Raw genomic sequence first — 20,684 nt, 5'->3', positions numbered from 1 at the left:
CATCAGCCATTTTTAAAGAAATCAAAAACAACATAACCTGAACATCACTCACTTCGATCTTTTTAGCATTTTATGATTGATAAACACGGAGGTTTCTCAAAATTAATGGCTAACTGTAAGGAGTTCTATGAGGATTTTCGTACTTGAGGCGGCAGAAGTCCTCACGATAACGATATGATAGGTGTTATAAACTCGAACTTCTTGGAATAGGCTAAGTCTTAAGACAGAAGTCGCTTACAAGCAGCTAATCCCGATCGCCGTTGCAACTGCGTATGTTCACAATACTCTGCTAAATAAGCTTCTGAGCCAACTGCTGCTTTAAAGTGTTTCTCAAAGCCAGTCGTTACTTCTATCCATTGCTCTGACGTGAGGTTAATTCGCTGGAGTATAGGAGCAAGCGAGATATCTAGAGAGCCTCTTTTATCTTCCCTAACAACTCTTCCAGTGAGATCAATCAACTCTAGATAATCCGTGAGTTTAAAAGGTAATCCTTCTGGTTGATCTTCTCTTTCATAGCCAATAAAAGGATATAAAGTTTTGGGTTGAGTTTGATTTGCTTTGGCCACTTCGATACGCGTTTTGATACTCGTATGCTTTGAGGCTTCTGGTGTTACTCCCATCTTGGCACGAACAGAGTTTAAGTCGACATAAGCCATGCATGAAACTAAAGCAGCCTCGTCTAGCAAAGCCTGGGACTTAAACCGCCCTTCCCAGAATCTGCCGGAGCATTTATCCTCGTTATTTGCCATTCTAGCAATAGGTTCATTGAGCTCTCGCATAAACCAACTTATGTCACAAAGACGCTTACGGTATTTTTCACAGCTTTCATAAACAGAGGCTAATTCGAACTCAGCCAAATCCTTGTTTTCTAAATATTTCTCGGTGAATTGAGTACCTTTATGTAGACTATGCCAACGTTCAAGTACTTGTTTCACATCCCAATTTAGCGCCTCATCTTCATTCACATGAAGTACGAGGTGTGTGTGATTGCTCATTACTGCATAAGCACAGACATCTATCGCAAAGACAGCAGCTAGAGACAATATCTTATCTTCTATCCAGCCTCGTCTATGTTCGTAGCTTTGACCTGTCATCTCGTCAGTGCCGCACAGAAAAGCACGTCTCACACAACGGGAAACACAGTGATAATAAGGTGTGTCTTGAAGACTAACTAAAGATTTACGTGGTTTAGGCATATTAGATTCCTCATCCTTGAGTGAATTCAATAAAACTAGATCATGGTTAAATAACAGTCAAATTAGAGTGGGTGTCTTATTAGTGTTTTTTATTTGATTAAAAATATGTTGATCATTATCCGCCATTGAATGCCCGTGAATAAACAGAGGGCCACCTAAGTTTTTTAATGCTCGGAAACAAGAGCTCAGATACGGGTTATGCTCGATACGGGAAAGTTTTTTCTCACAGGTAGGCTCTGAAACAAACAAAGGGAACTTTCCCTTGTTTAAATTATTTCTTACCTGATCAACAATGCTGATATCAGCGTCACCTTTGAAAGCGTGCTTTTTAATAAGAGTACCATCATCATAAATATGAAGGCCACCATGCAAAAAATATACATTCTGACCTTCTGCATTTTCCCATGTTGTATGACGAAAACCGTCATCAGTGTGGTAACCTCGAGGATCAATATCAAATTTATTAACGATCCAATAAAGCAACAAATCGTAATTCAATGTGAAAATTTTATCGAACTTCATAATAAAAGGTTTTGCACTCTCATATTGTTGAACTTTGACGTTACTTGATCTCAAAGGGTGGGTTTGTGAGATGACCTGAATAAGCGCATTTTTCAATTGTTCTTGGTCATTCTGGATCTCATCTATTTTTACCTGATCGACATCATATTTATCACAAACAATTTCCGCTGCCTCAAGTGCTCTCATTACTTTCTCAAAATCAAAAGTATTAAAGCTAGTAAAAATATCCCTAATAGTTGCATCCCTAATTCCGAAGTTTGCTTGTTGAAGTAAGTTTTGATAGTTAAAAATGGTGTGATCCCATGCTTGGGAAAAGCCATTGGCTAATAAAATAGAAGGTCTTTCGTTTTCTCTGAGTGAATTAATTTTATCTTCAAATGTTTCTAATGACATCAGATATTCTCATTTTCATATTGCTAAACAACGGTTTAAAAATTAGAGTGGGTGTCTCATTAGTGTTTAACAAATTAGAGTGGGTGTCTCATTAGTGTTTGGAATTGGTAAAAGTCAAAAACGGTTAATAAGAAAAAGACAAAACCACGTAATATACAGAATTAAAAAGTGGTTTGCATAACTAATGCTTTGACGGCATGGGAGCGTCCATATATGTCTCATTAGTGGTGTTGCTGCCAAATTAACAATAACAATAAAGTGAATAGCATAGAATTCATTAACAGGTTTAGGTAGAAGTGCCAATTATTTATCAAATATACTTCAAATGCTGATCTTGGAATTTCACCCAACTCGTTTATAAACCTAGATTGTTTAATCAAGATACACTTGATTCCAAATGATACGACTATATGAATTATCCATATAATACAAACAACTACTGAACAAAGGGGCTTAATGCCATTTAAGACATTAGCTTGGTCAACACTAAGCATCCATCCTATAGCAACCAGAATCGCTGCTAAGGTCTGAAGACTATTTGCTCCAAACCGCTGATGGTAATCCTTCATTATATCTAAGTGTATTTTAGATAGCTCCATTTGAACTCCTTTGGTGTTAACGCCGCAAGCAAAGGCGCGCGTTTGCGCGCCCAGCCCGAAGGGCGATTTTGCCTTGCCTTGTTATACGAATTCTACCGCTTGCCCTGGCCATTGGTAGCCCCAAATTCTTAGTGACTCATCCTCAATGCTGAAGGGTATGTTGTTATTCTTAAGAAGGCTGACAAAGTACTCTGTATTATCCGTGACCTTATCAGGCAGTACGTGACCCCGAGGCTCTTTGTTGATCGGATATATTTCTAGCCACTCAATATGTTTGTACTCTGGTAGGTGATAGTACCAGTCACCATCCCACTGAGGCTCGACCTTCCGCTTGTCTCTCAGACAACGCACACGCCAAGCTGGCTTTCTATCAGTCTCTTCGAGCATCATGGTTCGGAGCTTCTCCCACTTAGTGTTGTTCATAACACTTATAAGAGACTCACGAACGATATAGCGCTCCAGCCTTTCGCGATCTTTGAGTTGTTCGTCAGTTTCCATGATTCGTATAACATTTTAATAATGCGCACGCTCGATTTGTCCTACTTATCCACCGCACTTCAAACGTCACATCTTATTAATTTAAAAAAAGGGAGGCCACTTATACACTGAAAACCTTCCTGGCTAAACGCGCATGCGCGTTATTTCGATTCCTATTTTTGCATGTAGGACGCGGTTATTTTCGTGCCCTTCTCATAACTTATTGATTCTACATATTTTAAAAATGGGCACAATGATAAAGCGTACCAACTATCACTAGACTCAAGAATTGAGATGGGGTTCTCAATAAAACGCCATTTAAAGTAGACACAACAACTACTAATTAACTCATCAAGACTGACTATTAAGCCAGTCTTGATGACACTAAATAAAGTTTAACGAATAGCAATACGCTGGATGACAGGAAATGAACCTAGACTATCTGTTTGAGGAAAAGTGTGGCAAATATCATCACGGATAGAGAAATATACTTTCTTATTAGCTGCTTTCGCAGCCAAAAGCACGCTCAATGCACCTTGAGTGTCGTATGAAGGTAACATTGCATACGTATCTGTTTGATCACAATTAGCAGGGTTTTCCACCCCACCAATTGGTATGAACCCAATACTGTGATCTGGATATCCAGCAAACACGTAATCAATATCTGCACTAGTAAAGACAGCTTCTGCATGTAGAGCTGGCGATACAACTAAAGCTAAAGCAAGTATTTTAAGGCTTTTCACTATCTATTCCTTTTATAGTTTAGGGTGTTCTAATGCGGTCAGGCCACACTAGTGAAACCATACTAATTCAGTTTAAAACCCAATATAAAGCATTAATATCAATTAATTAGTTTTTGGTTCGAACCAACCTCACACCTCCCTTCTACTCAAAAACATCTCCGCACTCGCCTCTTCCGCACTATCATCCTCAAGCGCTATCACCTGCGCTTTGGCAAATACATTGGGCAAGGTGTTGTTCATAAAAAATAACCCTGACTGTATCTTCCCCTGATAAAACGCTTGCTCTTCTGGCTCAAGGCTGCTTTCTGCCTTTTTTGGCTCAGGGCTGTCATTAGCAACTAGCACCCTCTTGGCCACCATCATGCTATCGAGCAACAACCAGCCTAGTGTCACTTCGGCCATCATTTCTAAAAAGCGGGTAAATTAGAGTGGGTGTCCTATTAGTGTTGGTAAGAAGTATCTTGAAGACTTATTAGGGATTTACGTGGTTTAGGCATTTTAGATTCCTCATCCTTGAGTGAATCCAATAAAGCTAGATCATGGTGAAATAACAATCAAATTAGAGTGGGTGTCTTATTAGTGCTTTGAAGACTTATTAACGACTTGCGTGGTTTAGGCATATTAGATTCCTCATCCTTGAGTGAATTCAATAAAACTAGATCATGGTTAAATAACAGTCAAATTAGAGTGGGTGTCTCATTAGTACCATTGAGTGAATCCAATAAAGCTAGATCATGGTTAAATAACAATCAAATTAGAGTGGGTGTCTTGTTAGTATTGAATTGTTAAGGGTGTCCTATTAGAACTTTTTTTAATTATTACTAATCAAAATTAGTGTGGGTGTCTCATTAGTACCTTCATTTTGAGGGCACGGGAGCGTCCATATATCCTATTAGTGTTCCTCTTAAATGCTTTGTTAGTACATTTTGCTAAGAGTGTTATCATTGATGCCAACTCTTTGATAATAAATAGGTAAATTAAACTCATCGCGAAGCTTTCGAAGATACTTTATAGCCACTTCATTTACAGGGTGATCTCCTACAACTACTAACTTTTGAGGGGCGACATCAGAACCCCAATACCCATACTCCAAAAGCTGTCCAAGAGCTTCACGAATGCAAAGCTTTAATGTAGAGTTTGTTTTTATTTCATAAAAAATAAAACCTTCAGCATTTTTGACTACCGCATCAACCCTTGTTCCAAACTTTGTTAAGCACTCGTCGCCAACATTTACTACGCCATATTTATTGGAAAGTAACTGACAAAGTTTAAGCTGAAGTTCATTATGTTTAAATTTTACTTCAAACTTCTTTGCTGGGGAGCTATAAGTTCCATTCAGTTTTTTATCTTCACTAAATCCACTGAAAGTAAAACTAGCATTATCGCTTAGTATTGATTCGTTCAAAGATACATTGCTTTCAACATACTCATATATAGGAAGTAGATGATCGAAAGTTTTAAGAACATGTTCATAATCAATGTTGTCAGCATCACATAGAAGGCCAAAGAATATAAAGTTTCCTTCCTGAAACTGAGGAAGTTTAATTTCAGATATTTTTTTTATTTCACTTCTTCCACTCGGTGAGTGCACCCACATTTTTATGTTATCTAAATCATGGATATTTGCTAGTAGATACTCATTAAATCGTAGTATTTTAAATTCAAAATCTGAAATATCAGGAAGTGTTCTACTTAATTGCAGTGAAAGGGCTAGTCCATACCTTAACCCCTCTCTTTCTGTACCTATATTAAACTGAAGTTCTGTTCGTCCACCTGAATGGAATGCCCAATCTTCATTAATGGTTTGATCACTAAATATCTTTAACGTTTTAGGCCTAGTTATATCTTTTATTTTTGCTCTAAGCCTCTGTAACTTACCAACTTGATAGTGTTTGGATCTACGATTTAACTCGTTACATATTTCTCTAATATCCATATATATAGGTAAACTCCTAATGTAATAACGCTACCTTAAGCGGTGAGTGACTGTTGGCTAAAATGTGAAGCGAAGTGGAACCGAGCCAACTGTTACGAATCCGACTTTAAGGTCTTGTTATATTTTAACTACCGGTTAAGTAACTTACACTCTCAGCCTCTTCCAACCAGTTTTCTACATCCCTGTCGCGACCACTAAAATCTTGAACTTTTTTTTGAGCTGTTTGAGTAACATGGAATGCTTGATAACAATTACTAATTAGCTCTCCCCATGAGACTTCATAGTGTTCTTGATACCAATCAAAACCATGACTTGGTGTACAATCTGTAGAACTTATCACTAGTGCATTAAGAGGTGGAAGATCTTTAGAAATACAATAGTCACCCAGAGCGCCAGAATAATAACCAACTTGAGCATGGCTAAGACCAAAAATATTCTCTAGCTCATTGTAAGTAACGCAACGTTTTTCTTTTGCAACTTGGATCATATGGCGAACAAAAACCTTAAATTTCTCTGGCTGGAAATTTCGATTGCCTTGGATGGTCATTCAAACTCCTTAAAATATAACGCCTGCAGCTGGTTTGGGGCGTAGCGAAAAAGCAGCCCGGCAACATGCGTTTTTTATGCACTTTTATTACGCTTACGATGCCAATCTCTAATGTCAACTCCCAAATTGGAGTTCCAGTCCTATTTAAACTTTTTTTGCGCGCTTATAATTGCCATATCGGTAATAATTAATCATTTATAAACAACCAAACTCCCTACGAATACTTTTTGCCACTCCATCTAAATCAGGAAATATTGCAACATCAGTGATACCCAAATTTTTCAACTCGGATCTCAATTTATCTTTGGAATCTTTATCAATAATAATTTTTTGCATACTTACAACTTCATTTTGAGAAGTAAAGCCGTTTTTCATAGCTTCAATTGAGTCCTTTTCTTCATCTGTTGGAAACGGAAATAATGTAAAGCAACCATCCTGTGATGCTACTCGTTCATTAATAAAATATGGACGAAAAGCTATTAAACTCTTTTCATTAGTTTCAACATCTTTTGAAGACACCCTCCAAGTAGGAGGGAAGAATACAAATACAACACCATCTGAATCATCATGATTCAAATTTTCAATGGCAAAATATAACGCTTTAAGTGGGTTAGTAGACCAATCTAACAACCTTGTTGGAACACCATGATGTTGCGCTTGAATCATCCAATCAATTTCAGATGAAGATTCTTTATTAAGAAATCTAACCGCATGTTTTTTAAAACGGCTCATCAAGTCAGATTCGAGCCCTCTCCAGCCATTTGTATATTGAGTTGGTAAATCAATATGCTTAACTCTAGCTATAGAAGGTATAAGAGACCAATTTTCACATGCTTGACCTCGGTAAACCTGATCAGAGTGATTGTCTTGGATTGCTTGCAAAAACTTTATGATCGATGTGACTTTCAAATAAATACCTATCAATAATCAAATAACATGCTAACGCGCATCAATTCTAATCACTTCCCCCCACACTCACAACCCTCCAATATCAAAAATACCTTAACCACATCAACAAGTTACGAAATACTAACTCATCAAGAAACTGAACCGAACTCAGTTAAATCAAACCAGCCTCACACCTCTCCCCTACTCAAAAACATCTCTGCGCTCGCCTCTTCCGCACTATCATCCTCAAGCGCTATTACCTGTGCCTTGGCAAACACATTGGGCACGGTGTTGTTCATAAAAAATAACCCTGACTGTATCTTCCCCTGATAAAACGCTTGCTCTTCTGGCTCAGGGCTGTCATTAGCAACTAAAGCCCGCTTAGCCACCATCATGCTATCCAGCAGCAACCAACCTAAGGTCACTTCGGCCATCATTTCTAAAAAGCGGGTTGATACGGCAAAAATACGCTCCATTTTTTGCTGTCGTATCCAGCTACCCATGAGTTTGTGGGTATCCACTAGGCAGTTTAATGCGTCTTCCAGTCGCTTCGCCTGTGGCGCAAAAGCTGAGAAAGTGGCTTCATCGCTTTTAGCTGTGGTTAAAAAGCCCATGATTTCCTCTTGGTACAAGGCTAAAAGCTTTGAGTGTCTGCCCATGGCGAGCTTATCTCTAAATAGGTCGGCAGATTGCACAAAGTTAGTGCCTTCCCAAAGTGACATCACCTTGATATCCCGGGCATATTGCTCCACCGGATTATCTGAGATGTAACCATGGCCGCCATAAACTTGAATCGCTGTTTCGGCTACGTGAAAAGCTTGGTCTGAGGTGTAGGCTTTGACGATGGGTGTGAGTAGATTCACCAGAGATTGATGGCGGTAGGCTTGAGCCTCAATCTCCTCCTTATCTGCTGCTGTGTGGTTTTGCTCAAACTGCTCTGGGTTTGCTTGCATGATATTAAGGTTCATCAATTGGGATTGATGCATGCAAAGCTTTAATATCAGAGCACGACAGCCTTCTACCTTGCTCTTCATCTCCAACAACATACGCTTCACATCTATGTGTTCGATAATGGCAACCCGCTGCGCTCTTGGGTTAAAAGCTTCTTTAAAGCTAGTACCTTGAATGCGATTGCCCGCGTATTCTGCTGCATTTAGGTAAGCGCTAGATGCCATACCCAACGCATAAATGCCGGTGGCAATACGCGCCAGATTCATCATGGTCATAAGTTGTTTTAGGCCGACATTTTCCCTTTCGCCCAAGAGATAACCATAACAAGGCGCTGCTTGCCCAAAGCTAATTTGCGCTGTGGCACAGCCATGTAACCCCATCTTTTTCTCTAACCTGACACAACGCACGCCATTATCGATAGGAGAGCCTAGTTGAGAGTCTAATTGAGAACCTGTTTGCTCAGACTCTAGTTGATACCTTGGTACCACAAAACAAGACAAGCCCACTGTGCCTTTTTTCGCCCCTTCGACTCTAGCAAGTACGATATACGCGATGTTGTCGTTTAAATCATGCATGCCCGCAGAGATGAAGATCTTCTCCCCTTCGATACGATACATGCCATTGTCTTGTTTGACGGCCTTGGTACGAATATTACCCACATCTGAACCAGCATCAGGCTCTGTCATACAAAGACAAGCCGCAAAATCATTCTTGGCTAAAGGCTCGCAGAATCGCGATTTGAGCTGATCGTCGCCAAACTTGTCGATTAAATACAAGGCGGGGCTGGCAAAGCCAGAATAAATCATAAAGGCGGGATTGGCCCCCATGAAGATCTCGTTAATACTTTGAGAAATAAGATAAGGCGCACCTAGGCCATCGTATTCTAATGGGGAGCCTAATCGACCCCAGCCCGCCTCTTTGTAGCTTTGCCAAAGTTGTTCAAAGCCAGGTGGTAAGATAACCTTTCCTATTTGCTCTTTATTAGAGGCTTCCCCCTGCTCACCTGCTTCATAAGAAAGCTTCGCCCCTTGGCGATCGCTAACCTGATATAAAGGCCCCATTTCTTGATAGGCAAAGTCTTTGGCGTGCGTGATTAAATATTGGCAGAAGGCCAGGTTAAACTCAGGATAAATCTGACTATCTAGCACTGTGTCTTGGGCACGAAACTGCTCCCACAGTAAAAACATCTGGTCTCTTAAATCTACTCGAAAGGCATTCGTTTCTTTTGCTGAATTATTAGATTTTGTGTCCATTGTTACGTCCTTTTTCTTATTCTTTTGAGATATTTTTTTGACCATTTGGCGATTAACAGACCATTAATTAACACGTGATTAAAAGTCCCATTTAAAAACCGCTCGTAAGGTATTTTCATTAGGGTTCAAGCCATATTCGCAGTCACTGCAACCTTGATAGGTTTCAAACTGAAAACGGCTAGTGAGGTTGGCATTCCATGATTTGAGCAATTCCAAACGATGCAATTGGCTGTCATCATCCAAGTTGAGTTGCACGCTTTGTCGGTATTGCCAAAGCCCATCAGATAAAGGGCTGGAATACATAAAATAGAGGTAGTTTTGGCGAAGTTGGCCGTAGTTCAAACTATCTAACGCAGAGCCCATGTAGGCATAATCCGAGCTCGAGCCTAAACCAGAGTTGATATTAGTAAAGGCCGTATCACTATTAGATGAGATGTAATCCCACTCCCCTTCACTAAATCCGTGTTCGCTATGAAGGTATTCAAGCCGAAAGTTAGCGCCCGACTCTGTGGTATAAGCCGCGCCCAACAACACCTGCTGCCAAGCGCTTTGTGCGCTTTCTTCAAAGCTAGTGCCGTTATAGTCTGCCAGCAAACTGCTAGTCGTTTGGCTTCTTTGGTGCTGTAAACTCCACTGGGCACGCAAGGTCATGGCATCGGTTAATAATCGACTCACACTCAGGGCGTAATTAAGGGATTGGCCCGGTAATTTATGCAAGATAAGCTCAGCATCAGCGCCACCTTGATAACCTAGTCTCAATACATATTGCTGATTGGCTCTGTAACTCACCTTAGTAAGATCATCATCTTCGAGCTCGGCCACTAAGGCCTGATAAAACCAATCTCCCTGATTGCGGCTCAAGCTTGCCATCATCCAACCTTCTTGCTGTAACAGATCATCTTGATCCGAATAAGGCTGATCTCGGTAAGGCCTTAACAAGTTAGTGAGATTCCAATTAAAGCCATTACTCCATTCTGTTTTGATACGCCCTGCTTGTGCCTGCCATTGATAGTCTTTTGAATACCAATTGAGATACGCCTCAAGTGCTTTTAGCTCATCGCTATCCGTTCTTTCGTCGCTTGAACCAAACAGATCTTGCACCTCATATTGCGCTAAGATACGTGTGCGGGCACTCAATCCAGCAAGGCTATCTTCTAAGTTCAACTTAGCCCCATAATCCAAGGCGTTTAGCTGTTTATCTTCATTGAATCGAGCCAAGTTAGGGTTGAACGCATGATCTTGGTTGATATCATTCAACTGAAGGTAGGTCATGGCTGAGACACTCTGGGTGAGCACAGCTTTTACAGAAGGCTTGATCTCCTCCTCTTTGACTAGAGATAGAATTGAGGTTTCACTCCCACTAGCAAAAGGATCAGTAGGCACATCAGAGGCTGCAAAAGGGTCTACAGGCGCTGCAGCACTTACATTAGCCATATAAAACGAACCCGCAAAACAAACACTCAAACCTAGTATTTGAGCAACTCGATGCTTGCTTAAGCAAAGCTCTTTAATGAGAAAAAAGCGGCTCATAAATTAACAATCGCTTCTTTACTAAAGCGCGCATCGGGCAAGTCAGTGGTACGATAGTTATCAAACAGCATCCAAGTGTAGCTGCCTTCAATGAGAGGGTCCGTTAGCAGCATCTTGTGTATTTTAAGCTCGCCATTAAAGTCTTTAAACGCCTTATAATCAGCGGTTTTCAGTAGCTTGCCTGAGCGTGCATAATACTCGCTTCGAATCGGCTTATAAGGTGCCTTCTCTTCTAACCAGAAGACGACTTTTTGATAGCTGACTGACTTGTTCTTAGCGGTTAAAATCAGCTTAATTTGTCCTTGGGGTTTATCACTTTCTTCAGTAGAAAGCGTGGCATCATAATCAAGCGCTAGGTTAGAGCCTGTCACATCCCCATTACTGGTTTCACCCAATAAACGCTGCGCAGGTGAGATACGAATGACCTTACGAGTCCCCGGAATATAAAGCCACATATCATTATCTTGCTTGAGCAAAACACGGCCTTTTTGCCTTGCGGGAGACTCAAAGGTCACTAAAGATTTCACCGCCTTCACATCGACACTTAGCTGGTTTGTGCGTGCATCACGACCCGCTTTATAACTCACATTGGTAATGTCAAAGCTAAAGCCAGCGTTATCAAGGCCACGAAAAGCATCGATCTTCTCTACTAATATGTCTGCCGTGATAGAAGGTTGCGCTTGGCTCACGCCGCTTACAAAACAAGCTAGAAAGGCGATGCCGCTTGAGATCAGAAAACACCTTTTGAAAGTGACTCTTAAAAAATCACTTAACAGCACTCTTAAAAAATCACTTAACAACACTCTTAGAAAATCATTAAAAAACATACTGCTATCCTTTAGAGAAGTTTACGCGGAGCGCATGGCTTGGTTAATCAACAAACGAGAGGCTTTAAAGGCGGGGTAGATGCTCGCAAGCACAGCCACCAGCACACCGGTTAAGGCGGTTTGCCACACCACAGTCCATTCCACAAAAATACGGATGGGATAGCTTTGGCTACTACCTGGTGGTGTCGGCATGATGAACTCTGCCAAGGTGATGCTATTGGCCATAAAGATGCCAAGCAGCACCCCTAACGCACTGCCGAAAAGCCCGAGATAACTGGCTTCGGTGAGAAAAAGCATCATGACTTCGTGACGAGTGGCTCCTAACGCACGGATAGAGCCAATCTCAGGTGTTCGCTCCATCACGGCCATCATCATGGTATTGGCGATACTCAAAGCGGCGATAAAGAGCACAATGATTTTTAGAAAGCCAAAGACCCCATCAAATAGATTCACCACTTCATGGTAATAATCAGCAAGCTGAGACCAAGAGCGCATTTCAAGGGTGAGCCCTTCTTGTTCGAACAATTGGCTTAACTTATCCATCACAATTTGGGTTTGCGCCGTGTCTTTTAACAGCACAACTAAACGACTGACCCCTTGCGTAAATTGCAGGTCTTGAGCGTGGCTTAAGTTAATACGTAATAATCGATTATCCACTTCACGGGTGCCCGTATTGATTGCACCAACAATTTGCACGTCCACCGCATTCACTGCGCCATCAGCCGTTGAGGCTAATAAAGTAAGGTAATCCCCAATATTGGCATTTAAGGCGTTATAAAGGCCTTGCCCTACTAGTGCACCGGCTTGATCTTCTGGGAACAAGTCCTCCCCTTCAATCAAGGTGATGGCCGAGCTTAAAAGCGCTTCTTTATCTGGGTCTATACCATTACCCACCACAGCGACCGACTGATTGCCGTTAGTGATCAGTCCAGAAAAATCCAATCTTGGGGTTAATAATTCAACCTCAGCCAGCCCTGACACCAAATCAGAAACTTGCTGCACTTGCTCTTGGGTTAACAAATACTTCTCTGGCTCAATATGGCCATATTGATTAAAGCCTGCTTGATAGATTTGTAAGTGACCTAGCTGTGAGCGAATCATGTTTTCGCGCATACCTTCGTACATGGAAGCCACAAAGCCACCAAAGAGAATCAAGCTCACGACACCAATCTGAATAGATAACAAGGTAATCAGGCTACGACGACGGTTTCTCAGTACATTTAACAGTGCGATTTTATAGCGAAAAAAGTTAATGGATAACATGCCTTAAACCTCCTCTAGCCTTTTAGTTGCAAGGGCTGACCACTTAGATTTTGACACTGGGCCTGATGCTGAATCAGAGCCTGCACTTGGTGTATTTGAAAGTGCCTTCCAGAGTGATTTCGCACTTTCTAGCTGAGCATTTTTATAAAAAGATAAGGCCAAATAATAATCAATAAATTCAATAAATAATTTATCCTGTTTTTTTAATGGTGATTTTTTAGCTAATTCGACTATCGATTTAGAAAGCAATTTAGCATCCTGACCTTGCCCACCTTCCTTCTCATGTAACAGAACATTTTTGAGTAGCGAAAGGTCTTCAACAGCAAAGCTCGCCCGGTTTAAAAAGGCCGGCATATTGGCGTAACTGAGCCCTCGTAAAAGCCTGACTCCTAGGTGGTTTGGGGCTTTTTTTACGGCTCTATCCATATAGCGCATACCTTTGCGAGATAAGAGATTCATCTGCCCAAGATCCGCTTGATAAAAGATGGATTGATAGCTTAATGCGCTACCCATGGCCGCCATCAATTCATAGTCCTGCTTGCCTTGTTCTGCACTAAATTCACTGGCACGAGTTAACCCTTGAGTAATGGCTTCAAGCTTGACTAAGGTCTGGTTTTTATCCGAGGAAAAGAGGGTCAACCTTAATAAGAGCTGCTGTTTTACCTCTTCTTGCGTCAAACCTTCCTTTTCATTCAGCTGCTTTAACAAAGCTTCTTGCTCTGCTTGATCTGCCCCTATGGCGCTGGGTAATTGGTAATCTGAGAGCAAATAGGTTTGCTTAACTTTATTTTGAGCAGCATTTTGAGCTTCATTTGCCACTTTGCTTGATGCTGCATTCGTTTCAAGGCTCGCATTAAGGCTCGCCTCGTCAGAGCAGGCTGAAAGCAAGCCTGTCGCTATCACCAAGAAAACAAAGAATGGTGCTTTTATTGCGTTAGGTGATGGTTTAAAAAAAAGCCTCATGCCGCTACCCTCTGCTTATCTTGCAAGATACAGCCATCCCTAAGCTCAATGACACGAGATGCCTGCTCCAACACATAGTCATGGTGAGTGGCAAAAATAAAGGTGATACCTTGGCGATTGAGCTGCTTCATCAGGGCCATAATGCTTTTGGCATTCTCTGAATCCAGATTCGCTGTTGGCTCATCCGCGAGGATAATATCTGGCTCTGTGACCAAAGCTCTGGCGATTGCCACCCTTTGCATTTGCCCGCCAGAAAGCTGATTGGGCTTGTGATTAACAAAGTCCGCCAACCCCACTCTTTCCAAAGCAGCTACGGCTTTTGCTTTATTCTCTTTATGGCTAGAAGCCCCCGCCGCTTTCCCCCCCGTTCTTAACGACAGTGGATATTGCACATTTTCAAGGGCCGTCAGCACAGGCAAGAGATTGAAAGACTGGAAGATAAAGCCGATATGATCGCGGCGTACATGGGACTTTTGTCTGTCACTCATAGGCCCAAGTGCTTTGCCAGCAATGGCGATCTCACCCTCATCTGCCTCATCCATCGCGCCAATGAGGTTGAGCAAGGTGCTTTTACCACTGCCGCTCGCGCCTTTTAGCACCAAGAACTCACCTTTATCTACCGCTAAATCAATTTGATTCAGGGCACAGACTCGGCTTTGGCCTAGGGTAAAAAAGCGCGATACCTTGGCTAAGTTAACCAGCCTCATGCTGCGCCTCGCTCGCCATCATGAATCGAGATAAAGTCTGCTTCCATCTTGCTGAAATGCTCAAGATCACTGGCTTTTTTCTCAGGGATAGCTTTATAAAGCTCTAAATAGGTTTGGATTTTATTAGCATCCACAGCATCATCTTTAAACAAATAAGCTTGTGCCATAGATAGGTAAAACTGAGACTTAACCTCATCAGGAATATAGTGCCCCTGTTTATCTAACAGGCTGGCAAACCACTTCTCATCCTCGAATACTTGATCAAATAATGGGTTGATATCACCAATGTTGGCAAAGGTTGCCATACGGATAAGACGCACGGATAAGTCATTAGGCGCCGCAATCACAGCTTGGCTAATGTTTTTGAGCGAATCATTTAGCTTATAAAGCTTGTAGAGCCCCATGGATAAATCCAACATAGCACCTGCCTCTTTCGCTCTATTCGCGTTATACCAAGCTTTTGCTAGGGGATCATTTGGTGCTATTTCGACAGCGTGCCCTAAGTGGTCAGCAGCCAGCTCTATGTCGTTATGCAAGGTATATTGGCTACCTATCTCGATCAGTAGATCCAAATCTTCTGGCTCATTCTTAAGCGATTGCTTTAGAGCTGCCATATTCATTTGAGCATCCTTGTTATAAGCCTGCTTTGGAAACTCAATTGGCGCTGCTCCTGTGAACCAAGCCACCACATTGCCAATAATGAAACTCGTTAATACAAAACTCAGGACTTTTTTCATTCTCTTTCCCTCTGACGCGTACAAATAAGCTGACCCAGACAAGAAGATCCAAGCATTTAAACTAGGCTTCTTAACTTAGGCCATGCCGGTGCGAACACTTCCTATTCTGGGTTAAACAAAGTTATCTGACGCTTCAAGTAGTTGAGCATCCATATCACGCAGCGTAGTGAACTCATCAAAAATCAAGGCTTCTGGATCACTCACATCTGTGTAAATTTGCTCACAAATGAGAATTACCTCCACCACATTTAATGAATCCACCCCTAGCTCACCAAGTGGCGTATCAGCATCGATAGCATCCTTGTTTAGCATTTCGGCAACTTGTGCTTGTAGGTCTGTTAGTTGGCTTTTATCTGACATTTTGTTTCCTTTTTATTGTTGTTTAATTAACTAAAATCATTACCAATTACATTGCTCAATTAAGCTTTCATTGAAGACTTAATTGAGATTTAGAGAACTTCTTGTAACGCACCTTCAATAGAGAGCCTCTATAAAGAGCAGCCTAAATGGCGTGATAGATGGTCTAGCGTGAGGCTTTTCATGCAAAAAGCATCCACTTGCGACCGTTTATCCTGCTGTTTAATCAGTTTGGCTGTGAGAGGCGGTGCAGCGACTTTAAGCAAGCTGTGTGTCACAGGTTTATAGCCATGTAACATCAACCTTTGCATGGCATCGTAGAGATTCACCAAACTGTCATCCTGCGGGTCGAAATAAACTTTAGAGGCCGTTTTAAGCCACTGGTTATCATTTGGTATCAATGCAAGTACGGATTGCTCTATTGGCCTAGCCGCAAACCCATGTGTTAAAGCGACAAATTGCACCTCTTTTCCTAAACCTTCGGCGAGTAGCCTCTCTTGTTGCCACTGGTTAGGTAGTCGTACGGTAAGATCTAACCAAAGCTCGAAACTCGGTGTTGTCACTTGGCCCTGTGGAAAGCTCAGCATTTGAGTTTGATATTCTTGCCTTAACTTAAGCTGTGTTTGGCGTTGCTGCTTAAATGCCTGACTTAACCCTGATTTAAACAGCGGTCCGTATAAGGATTTAAGAGACTTAATGTCTAATAAGGCATTCTTGTCCCAGGCTTGATTCAACTCAGCCAGCTGACTAGCAACACCAAGACCAGTACCGATACCACAACTAAGAGCAGCTTCTTGTCTTTGTGTAGATTCCGCCTGACCTTGTAGACGATATAAGCCTGTTTTACTTTGATAAGCGTCTGATGAATCCGCCATCAGATTATCCAATAAGCAGAGTTGGCCTAACTGAGTGACAGGTTCACTTAGTAACCTTGAAACCAAAGGTAACGCCATAAATGCATTGAACTTGCCCTCTTTTAACAAGCCAATTGCTTCATCTTCTTTGTCACCAGCTTGCTTATTTTCCCGTTGCACGCACTCTGACTTAGCCGCTTGAGAGCCAAGCTGATTAAGATGAAGCTTTTCTTGCAGACTCAAGGTTTTATGAGCAAGGCATTTTGCTTTAATGCCTGTCTGCCCAGAGGTAATCTGCCAAATTTGGCTCTCGCCATTGGCTAATTGCCTCACTCCTTTCACTAAAGTTAATGGCGGCACCAGATAAGATTGAGTAAAGAGTTGGCCTATGGCATTCGCATCTAATTCGGCACCTGTTATGAAGTCATTCATGCTAGGACTTAGGGAAAATTCAGCCTCATTCGACTTATAAAAAAGGCGATAGCTTGAAAAACCAGAGCAAGCAATAAAACACTCAGGCAGATTGCTTTTATCTGATGATTCTTCAATGGGCAGTATCAGACGATAATCCCCTAATACCTTTTGATTAAAGTCCAGTTTCCAAGCTTTAAAAGCCGTTTTTAGCAAAGTTTGCAAAGACGCATCTGCTGCCAACTCTAACTCTTGAATCAGGCTTTGGCGGTTAGTTAAATAACCATCAAACAGAAAGCTATTATGATCACATATCATGCCTGCGCTCCTTGCTCTGCTTCGCTTTTAACAAGCCTGGCTTTATCCCGCTTTTCTGCTGAAATCAGGCTGGCTTCCGCTTGATCATCTAGCTCGCTTTCACTTGTCTGATCATTTGAAGCGGCCATCTCAAAAATGCTGGCAAGCCAATTAGGCAACACCTGACACGCAGCGGGTAAAATACGAATATGATTTAGCTTTGGCACCTTAATTAGGGATTTAGCTAAATCTGGCCCTAAGTGCCAATGAAACACCGTATCAAGCAAGCTAGAGTGAATAACCTCATCCTCTTCACCAACCAACATAAGCGTTGGCACATTGATGCGATTAAAAGCATTGGGATAATCATTGATGTCACAAGACAGCATGAGGTTATAGCTGTAATCCAACACTCTCCCTTCTAGCTTGGCCATACGCTCGCTCGCTGGGAAACTCAAAATAGGCTTATGGCGAAAACCTGGGATCAACTTAGCTAACCAAAAAGCCTTCATATTGAGTATTGGCGCATACTGCAAAGCAGCCTCTGGCACTGGGCCATGGACTTTCGCTTGGCGAAAGTAAGTCAACCTATATTGCAAAGCAGAAGACGGCTGAGGGTATCGTACCGTCTCTAATGGCCCATTGATCGCAGGAGAGACAAAGGCCACAGCTTTAATCTCATCACAGCCGTACTTATCGATATAGCGCAAACAAACCACTGCACCGGCTGAGTGCCCGCCTATCACTATGGCAGCCTTTTCATCTTGGCTTTTGATATGGGCAATCATGTCAGCCAGATCATCTTCTAACTGCCCCACATAATGAAGATCCCCCGGCTTACCTTGAGACTCCCCATGACCACGCCAATTAAGCAGACAAGTTTGGTAACCTTTACCAGACAGCGCCTTAGCAATATTGGCGTAACGTCTTGAGTTATAGGTACTGCCATGAAGGAAGATGAAGCACACTCTGCTAATCTCATCACTGCTGTTTGCGGCGATATCTTGAGCTAACGCCCCTTCGGGAGAAAACTCATCGTAGGCGAGGCGCACACCATCCCTGGCAAAAAAGCTCCTTTTTTCCATTAACATGTGCCTGCCTTTTCAGTTTCTGTCGTTTCTTCTTGACCAAGCTGCACACGCTCTTCTGCGCCAGCTGTTTGCGATTCTCTTTGCATTTGCGCAATCAACCTTTCTGCCGCGACTTTGCGGGTTGGCACTTCGGCATCCTGAATAGGGCCGTTCATAATGTTTTCATCGGTTTGACGGCAGAACTGTAAGAAATAAGGCACGGTAAAAGGCATGTGAATGTATTCTTGCTCTTGCGCCCACAACGCCTTAGCTTGCTTGGTCAAGAGCGCAATGTCGTCCTGAGTTAGCCCCTCTTTATTGAACGCTAAATGGACATCCCCTGATTCAAACGACATCTCATCAATACTTGCGACAAGTTCGTCTGCTTGAAATTCCAGCTCACTTTGCTCGATAAGTTTTTGTGTTAAAGCGGCATTAATATCCTGTATCAAGCCAGGCAAATCAGCTTTAGTGAAACTGTCTTTCGTCAGGATTTGCGGTAGGTTCAAACACTCTTGCACCAAGTTTCGGCTAGCAAACTTTTTAAGATTCAAACGGCTCCCCGTGACTTGCAGATAGATGCTAGCCCAGAGTTTGGTATGAAGATCGATACGACGACCATCCTTACCCTTATCGCCCATTTCGAAGACAAAGTAGCGATAAATCTCGGCACCAGACTCAAAAAAGCCAATTGAGTTACGGTCAAAATAACGACCTTCGTAGCTTAGAATTTCTGCGGTTTCTAGAATTTGTCGATTGAGTTTTTTCTCCAACGCTAGATAACCACGGCGTAAATGACTCTTAGATTGCCACCTTTCAAGATCGACAAAATTATCCGCCATATAATCCCAAGCAGTCTCTAAGAAGTAGGTCGCCGTGATGTAAGCCAAGATAGGAGAACATAGCTCGCCACAATCCAGCACGGGCGTCACATTGTTCACATGGCTATAAATACGTTGGTAGAACTCATGGGCCTGCTGGTTAAGGACAGGCAAGTTTTGCGCTAATTTGGTAATGGCTTCGCTTTCATCTTCGGTGGCAAAATCCTCACAAATGGTTTTGCAAATACCATCATTGAAAAGCGAAATCATATCGCCGCCAAAGCTAAACAAAGGGTCTAGGAACATGGCAGCAAAACCTGTGGTTGCCCACCTATGTTCGCTCATGTACTTCTCACCTCGGTAAGCAAGTTGCCCCCAAGCTTCAAAGTCTTCCATTTGTGCACCTTCAAGAAGGTCAGCAAGGCCTTTATGGCTTTTCAAGAAAGCCATGAACTCATCCCTTTTTACAGGGCGTTTTTTCATCCTTTCTTTGTCACAGTCCACACCAATACTGGTAAAACCGCCGCTTAGGGGAATGACCCAGATCCAATATCCTTCTCCTGTAAAGTGGATCGTCGATAGGAAACGCCCATTCACTTTACGACGCCACTCTTTTGGCCCTAGGGCATCGATATCTTTGATATTACTAAAGCGCGCCCAAGTGGAAGCGTTTTGTGGCACATCGCGTCTATGGTGCAGCTTGTATTTTTTAGCGATAAGCCCCGCTTTACCACTGGCATCCACCAGCCAGCGACCGCTGACAGTTTGCCCCATAGGATCAATGCTCTCTCCAAGTGCTGGACAATCAAATTGCACTAGGTGTGGCGCCGCATGAATGCTTTCATTTATTTCCAGATCTTTAACCCGCGCACCAAGCAGAATATCAATGCCCATTTCGCGGTTCATAGCAACCAGATCTTCTTCTAGCCTTGCCCTATCGAGCTGAAAAGCAGGATGTGGCGGAATATTTGAAGTACCGTGCTCACTCATTTCATGCAGTTCTAAGTCGTGATGTTCTGAATCAAACAAGAACCTCAAACCATTTTTAGGCAGATGATTACGATACAAGTAGTTCGCTAAACCAAGACGGTGCATAAAATAATGCCCCGTCATTTCAACGGTTGCTTCCCCAACTTTCGCCTTGTATTCAGTGGCGGCATCCAACTGCACAATGGAAAGCTCTGGTCGACTCATTTTCAGCTGTCTTGCTAAGGTTAAACCCGCCCAACCCGCACCAATAATCACCACATCATAACTAGGCTTAACTTTGGTGGTTAGGTTAGCTTGGGTAAAAGCAGGACCTGCTTTTACTTGCTCAGTCACGCTAGACATTCCGTTCATC

General features: G+C 42.3%; 19 protein-coding genes and 1 pseudogene. All 20 read right to left on the bottom strand.

The genetic code is table 11. The features are described 5' to 3' along the window. Nucleotides 1-218: 218 nt before the first annotated feature. The gene (locus tag TW85_RS07530; protein ID WP_046016499.1) at nucleotides 219-1,196 is read right to left on the bottom strand and encodes a transposase; all 978 of its coding nucleotides are present in this window, start codon (nucleotides 1,194-1,196) and stop codon (nucleotides 219-221) included. Nucleotides 1,197-1,253: 57 nt separating this feature from the next. Beyond that, nucleotides 1,254-2,111, bottom strand: a complete 858-nt coding sequence (locus TW85_RS07525; RefSeq protein ID WP_071210273.1) for a DUF4917 family protein — start codon at nucleotides 2,109-2,111, stop codon at nucleotides 1,254-1,256. A 221-nt stretch (nucleotides 2,112-2,332) separates the two neighbouring features. Then, nucleotides 2,333-2,710 (bottom strand): hypothetical protein, encoded by a 378-nt coding sequence (locus tag TW85_RS07520; protein WP_046016498.1) that lies wholly within the window; start codon nucleotides 2,708-2,710, stop codon nucleotides 2,333-2,335. Between the two features lie 81 nt (nucleotides 2,711-2,791). Next, nucleotides 2,792-3,208: a DUF6678 family protein gene (locus TW85_RS07515; RefSeq protein WP_052701995.1), complete on the bottom strand. Its 417-nt coding sequence runs from the start codon at nucleotides 3,206-3,208 to the stop codon at nucleotides 2,792-2,794. 374 nt (nucleotides 3,209-3,582) lie between these two features. Further along, nucleotides 3,583-3,930 (bottom strand): hypothetical protein, encoded by a 348-nt coding sequence (locus TW85_RS07510; RefSeq protein ID WP_046016497.1) that lies wholly within the window; start codon nucleotides 3,928-3,930, stop codon nucleotides 3,583-3,585. Nucleotides 3,931-4,059: 129 nt separating this feature from the next. Then, nucleotides 4,060-4,338 (bottom strand): annotated as a pseudogene (locus TW85_RS07505) (acyl-CoA dehydrogenase C-terminal domain-containing protein); the annotation flags it as partial. Nucleotides 4,339-4,846: 508 nt separating this feature from the next. Beyond that, nucleotides 4,847-5,866, bottom strand: a complete 1,020-nt coding sequence (locus TW85_RS25395) for a hypothetical protein (RefSeq protein ID WP_052701993.1) — start codon at nucleotides 5,864-5,866, stop codon at nucleotides 4,847-4,849. A gap of 124 nt (nucleotides 5,867-5,990) precedes the next feature. Then, nucleotides 5,991-6,413 carry a hypothetical protein gene (locus TW85_RS07495; RefSeq protein WP_046016495.1) on the bottom strand — a complete coding sequence of 141 codons (423 nt, stop codon included), beginning with the start codon at nucleotides 6,411-6,413 and terminating at the stop codon, nucleotides 5,991-5,993. A gap of 195 nt (nucleotides 6,414-6,608) precedes the next feature. Next, nucleotides 6,609-7,322, bottom strand: coding sequence for an FRG domain-containing protein (locus TW85_RS07490; RefSeq protein WP_046016494.1), 714 nt, complete (start codon nucleotides 7,320-7,322; stop codon nucleotides 6,609-6,611). Between the two features lie 167 nt (nucleotides 7,323-7,489). Then, nucleotides 7,490-9,505, bottom strand: coding sequence for an acyl-CoA dehydrogenase (locus TW85_RS07485; RefSeq protein ID WP_046016493.1), 2,016 nt, complete (start codon nucleotides 9,503-9,505; stop codon nucleotides 7,490-7,492). A 78-nt stretch (nucleotides 9,506-9,583) separates the two neighbouring features. Next, nucleotides 9,584-11,035, bottom strand: coding sequence for a hypothetical protein (locus tag TW85_RS07480; RefSeq protein ID WP_046016492.1), 1,452 nt, complete (start codon nucleotides 11,033-11,035; stop codon nucleotides 9,584-9,586). After that, a complete protein-coding gene (locus TW85_RS07475; RefSeq protein ID WP_046016491.1) occupies nucleotides 11,032-11,862 on the bottom strand; it encodes an outer membrane lipoprotein-sorting protein in 831 nt (276 codons plus the stop codon). The genes TW85_RS07480 and TW85_RS07475 overlap by 4 nt, the downstream gene beginning before the upstream one ends. Nucleotides 11,863-11,883: 21 nt before the next feature. After that, the gene (locus tag TW85_RS07470) at nucleotides 11,884-13,125 is read right to left on the bottom strand and encodes an FtsX-like permease family protein (protein ID WP_046016490.1); all 1,242 of its coding nucleotides are present in this window, start codon (nucleotides 13,123-13,125) and stop codon (nucleotides 11,884-11,886) included. 3 nt (nucleotides 13,126-13,128) lie between these two features. Then, on the bottom strand, nucleotides 13,129-14,088 hold the full coding sequence (locus TW85_RS07465) for a hypothetical protein (RefSeq protein ID WP_046016489.1): 960 nt from the start codon (nucleotides 14,086-14,088) through the stop codon (nucleotides 13,129-13,131). Further along, nucleotides 14,085-14,795 carry an ABC transporter ATP-binding protein gene (locus TW85_RS07460; RefSeq protein WP_052701992.1) on the bottom strand — a complete coding sequence of 237 codons (711 nt, stop codon included), beginning with the start codon at nucleotides 14,793-14,795 and terminating at the stop codon, nucleotides 14,085-14,087. The genes TW85_RS07465 and TW85_RS07460 overlap by 4 nt, the downstream gene beginning before the upstream one ends. Beyond that, entirely contained in the window at nucleotides 14,792-15,532 is a 741-nt protein-coding gene (locus TW85_RS07455; RefSeq protein ID WP_046016488.1) for a hypothetical protein, read from the bottom strand. Before TW85_RS07455 ends, TW85_RS07460 begins: the two co-directional genes overlap by 4 nt. Nucleotides 15,533-15,643: 111 nt before the next feature. Continuing rightward, complete coding sequence (locus TW85_RS07450; RefSeq protein WP_046016487.1) at nucleotides 15,644-15,892, bottom strand: acyl carrier protein; 249 nt, start codon at nucleotides 15,890-15,892, stop codon at nucleotides 15,644-15,646. 128 nt (nucleotides 15,893-16,020) lie between these two features. Further along, a complete protein-coding gene (locus tag TW85_RS07445) occupies nucleotides 16,021-17,472 on the bottom strand; it encodes a hypothetical protein (RefSeq protein WP_046016486.1) in 1,452 nt (483 codons plus the stop codon). After that, complete coding sequence (locus TW85_RS07440; RefSeq protein ID WP_162197495.1) at nucleotides 17,469-18,536, bottom strand: alpha/beta fold hydrolase; 1,068 nt, start codon at nucleotides 18,534-18,536, stop codon at nucleotides 17,469-17,471. Before TW85_RS07440 ends, TW85_RS07445 begins: the two co-directional genes overlap by 4 nt. Continuing rightward, nucleotides 18,536-20,683: a tryptophan 7-halogenase gene (locus tag TW85_RS07435; RefSeq protein ID WP_238326182.1), complete on the bottom strand. Its 2,148-nt coding sequence runs from the start codon at nucleotides 20,681-20,683 to the stop codon at nucleotides 18,536-18,538. The genes TW85_RS07440 and TW85_RS07435 overlap by 1 nt, the downstream gene beginning before the upstream one ends. Nucleotide 20,684: the final 1 nt, after the last annotated feature.

It is taken from the genome of Marinomonas sp. S3726, assembly GCF_000967665.1.
GTDB lineage: Bacteria > Pseudomonadota > Gammaproteobacteria > Pseudomonadales > Marinomonadaceae > Marinomonas.
This window is presented reverse-complemented; position numbering and strand designations above follow the sequence as displayed.

Excerpts from the sequence above, each read along its gene's own strand:
- TW85_RS25395 (WP_052701993.1), bottom strand. The coding sequence starts at position 5,866 with ATGGATATTAGAGAAATATGTAACGAGTTAAATCGTAGATCCAAACAC.
- TW85_RS07470 (WP_046016490.1), bottom strand. The coding sequence starts at position 13,125 with ATGTTATCCATTAACTTTTTTCGCTATAAAATCGCACTGTTAAATGTA.
- TW85_RS07515 (WP_052701995.1), bottom strand. The coding sequence starts at position 3,208 with ATGGAAACTGACGAACAACTCAAAGATCGCGAAAGGCTGGAGCGCTAT.
- TW85_RS07460 (WP_052701992.1), bottom strand. The coding sequence starts at position 14,795 with ATGAGGCTGGTTAACTTAGCCAAGGTATCGCGCTTTTTTACCCTAGGC.
- TW85_RS07520 (WP_046016498.1), bottom strand. The coding sequence starts at position 2,710 with ATGGAGCTATCTAAAATACACTTAGATATAATGAAGGATTACCATCAG.
- TW85_RS07435 (WP_238326182.1), bottom strand. The coding sequence starts at position 20,683 with ATGAACGGAATGTCTAGCGTGACTGAGCAAGTAAAAGCAGGTCCTGCT.
- TW85_RS07450 (WP_046016487.1), bottom strand. The coding sequence starts at position 15,892 with ATGTCAGATAAAAGCCAACTAACAGACCTACAAGCACAAGTTGCCGAA.
- TW85_RS07440 (WP_162197495.1), bottom strand. The coding sequence starts at position 18,536 with ATGGAAAAAAGGAGCTTTTTTGCCAGGGATGGTGTGCGCCTCGCCTAC.
- TW85_RS07475 (WP_046016491.1), bottom strand. The coding sequence starts at position 11,862 with ATGTTTTTTAATGATTTTCTAAGAGTGTTGTTAAGTGATTTTTTAAGA.
- TW85_RS07525 (WP_071210273.1), bottom strand. The coding sequence starts at position 2,111 with ATGTCATTAGAAACATTTGAAGATAAAATTAATTCACTCAGAGAAAAC.
- TW85_RS07480 (WP_046016492.1), bottom strand. The coding sequence starts at position 11,035 with ATGAGCCGCTTTTTTCTCATTAAAGAGCTTTGCTTAAGCAAGCATCGA.
- TW85_RS07485 (WP_046016493.1), bottom strand. The coding sequence starts at position 9,505 with ATGGACACAAAATCTAATAATTCAGCAAAAGAAACGAATGCCTTTCGA.
- TW85_RS07495 (WP_046016495.1), bottom strand. The coding sequence starts at position 6,413 with ATGACCATCCAAGGCAATCGAAATTTCCAGCCAGAGAAATTTAAGGTT.
- TW85_RS07530 (WP_046016499.1), bottom strand. The coding sequence starts at position 1,196 with ATGCCTAAACCACGTAAATCTTTAGTTAGTCTTCAAGACACACCTTAT.
- TW85_RS07445 (WP_046016486.1), bottom strand. The coding sequence starts at position 17,472 with ATGATATGTGATCATAATAGCTTTCTGTTTGATGGTTATTTAACTAAC.
- TW85_RS07455 (WP_046016488.1), bottom strand. The coding sequence starts at position 15,532 with ATGAAAAAAGTCCTGAGTTTTGTATTAACGAGTTTCATTATTGGCAAT.
- TW85_RS07465 (WP_046016489.1), bottom strand. The coding sequence starts at position 14,088 with ATGAGGCTTTTTTTTAAACCATCACCTAACGCAATAAAAGCACCATTC.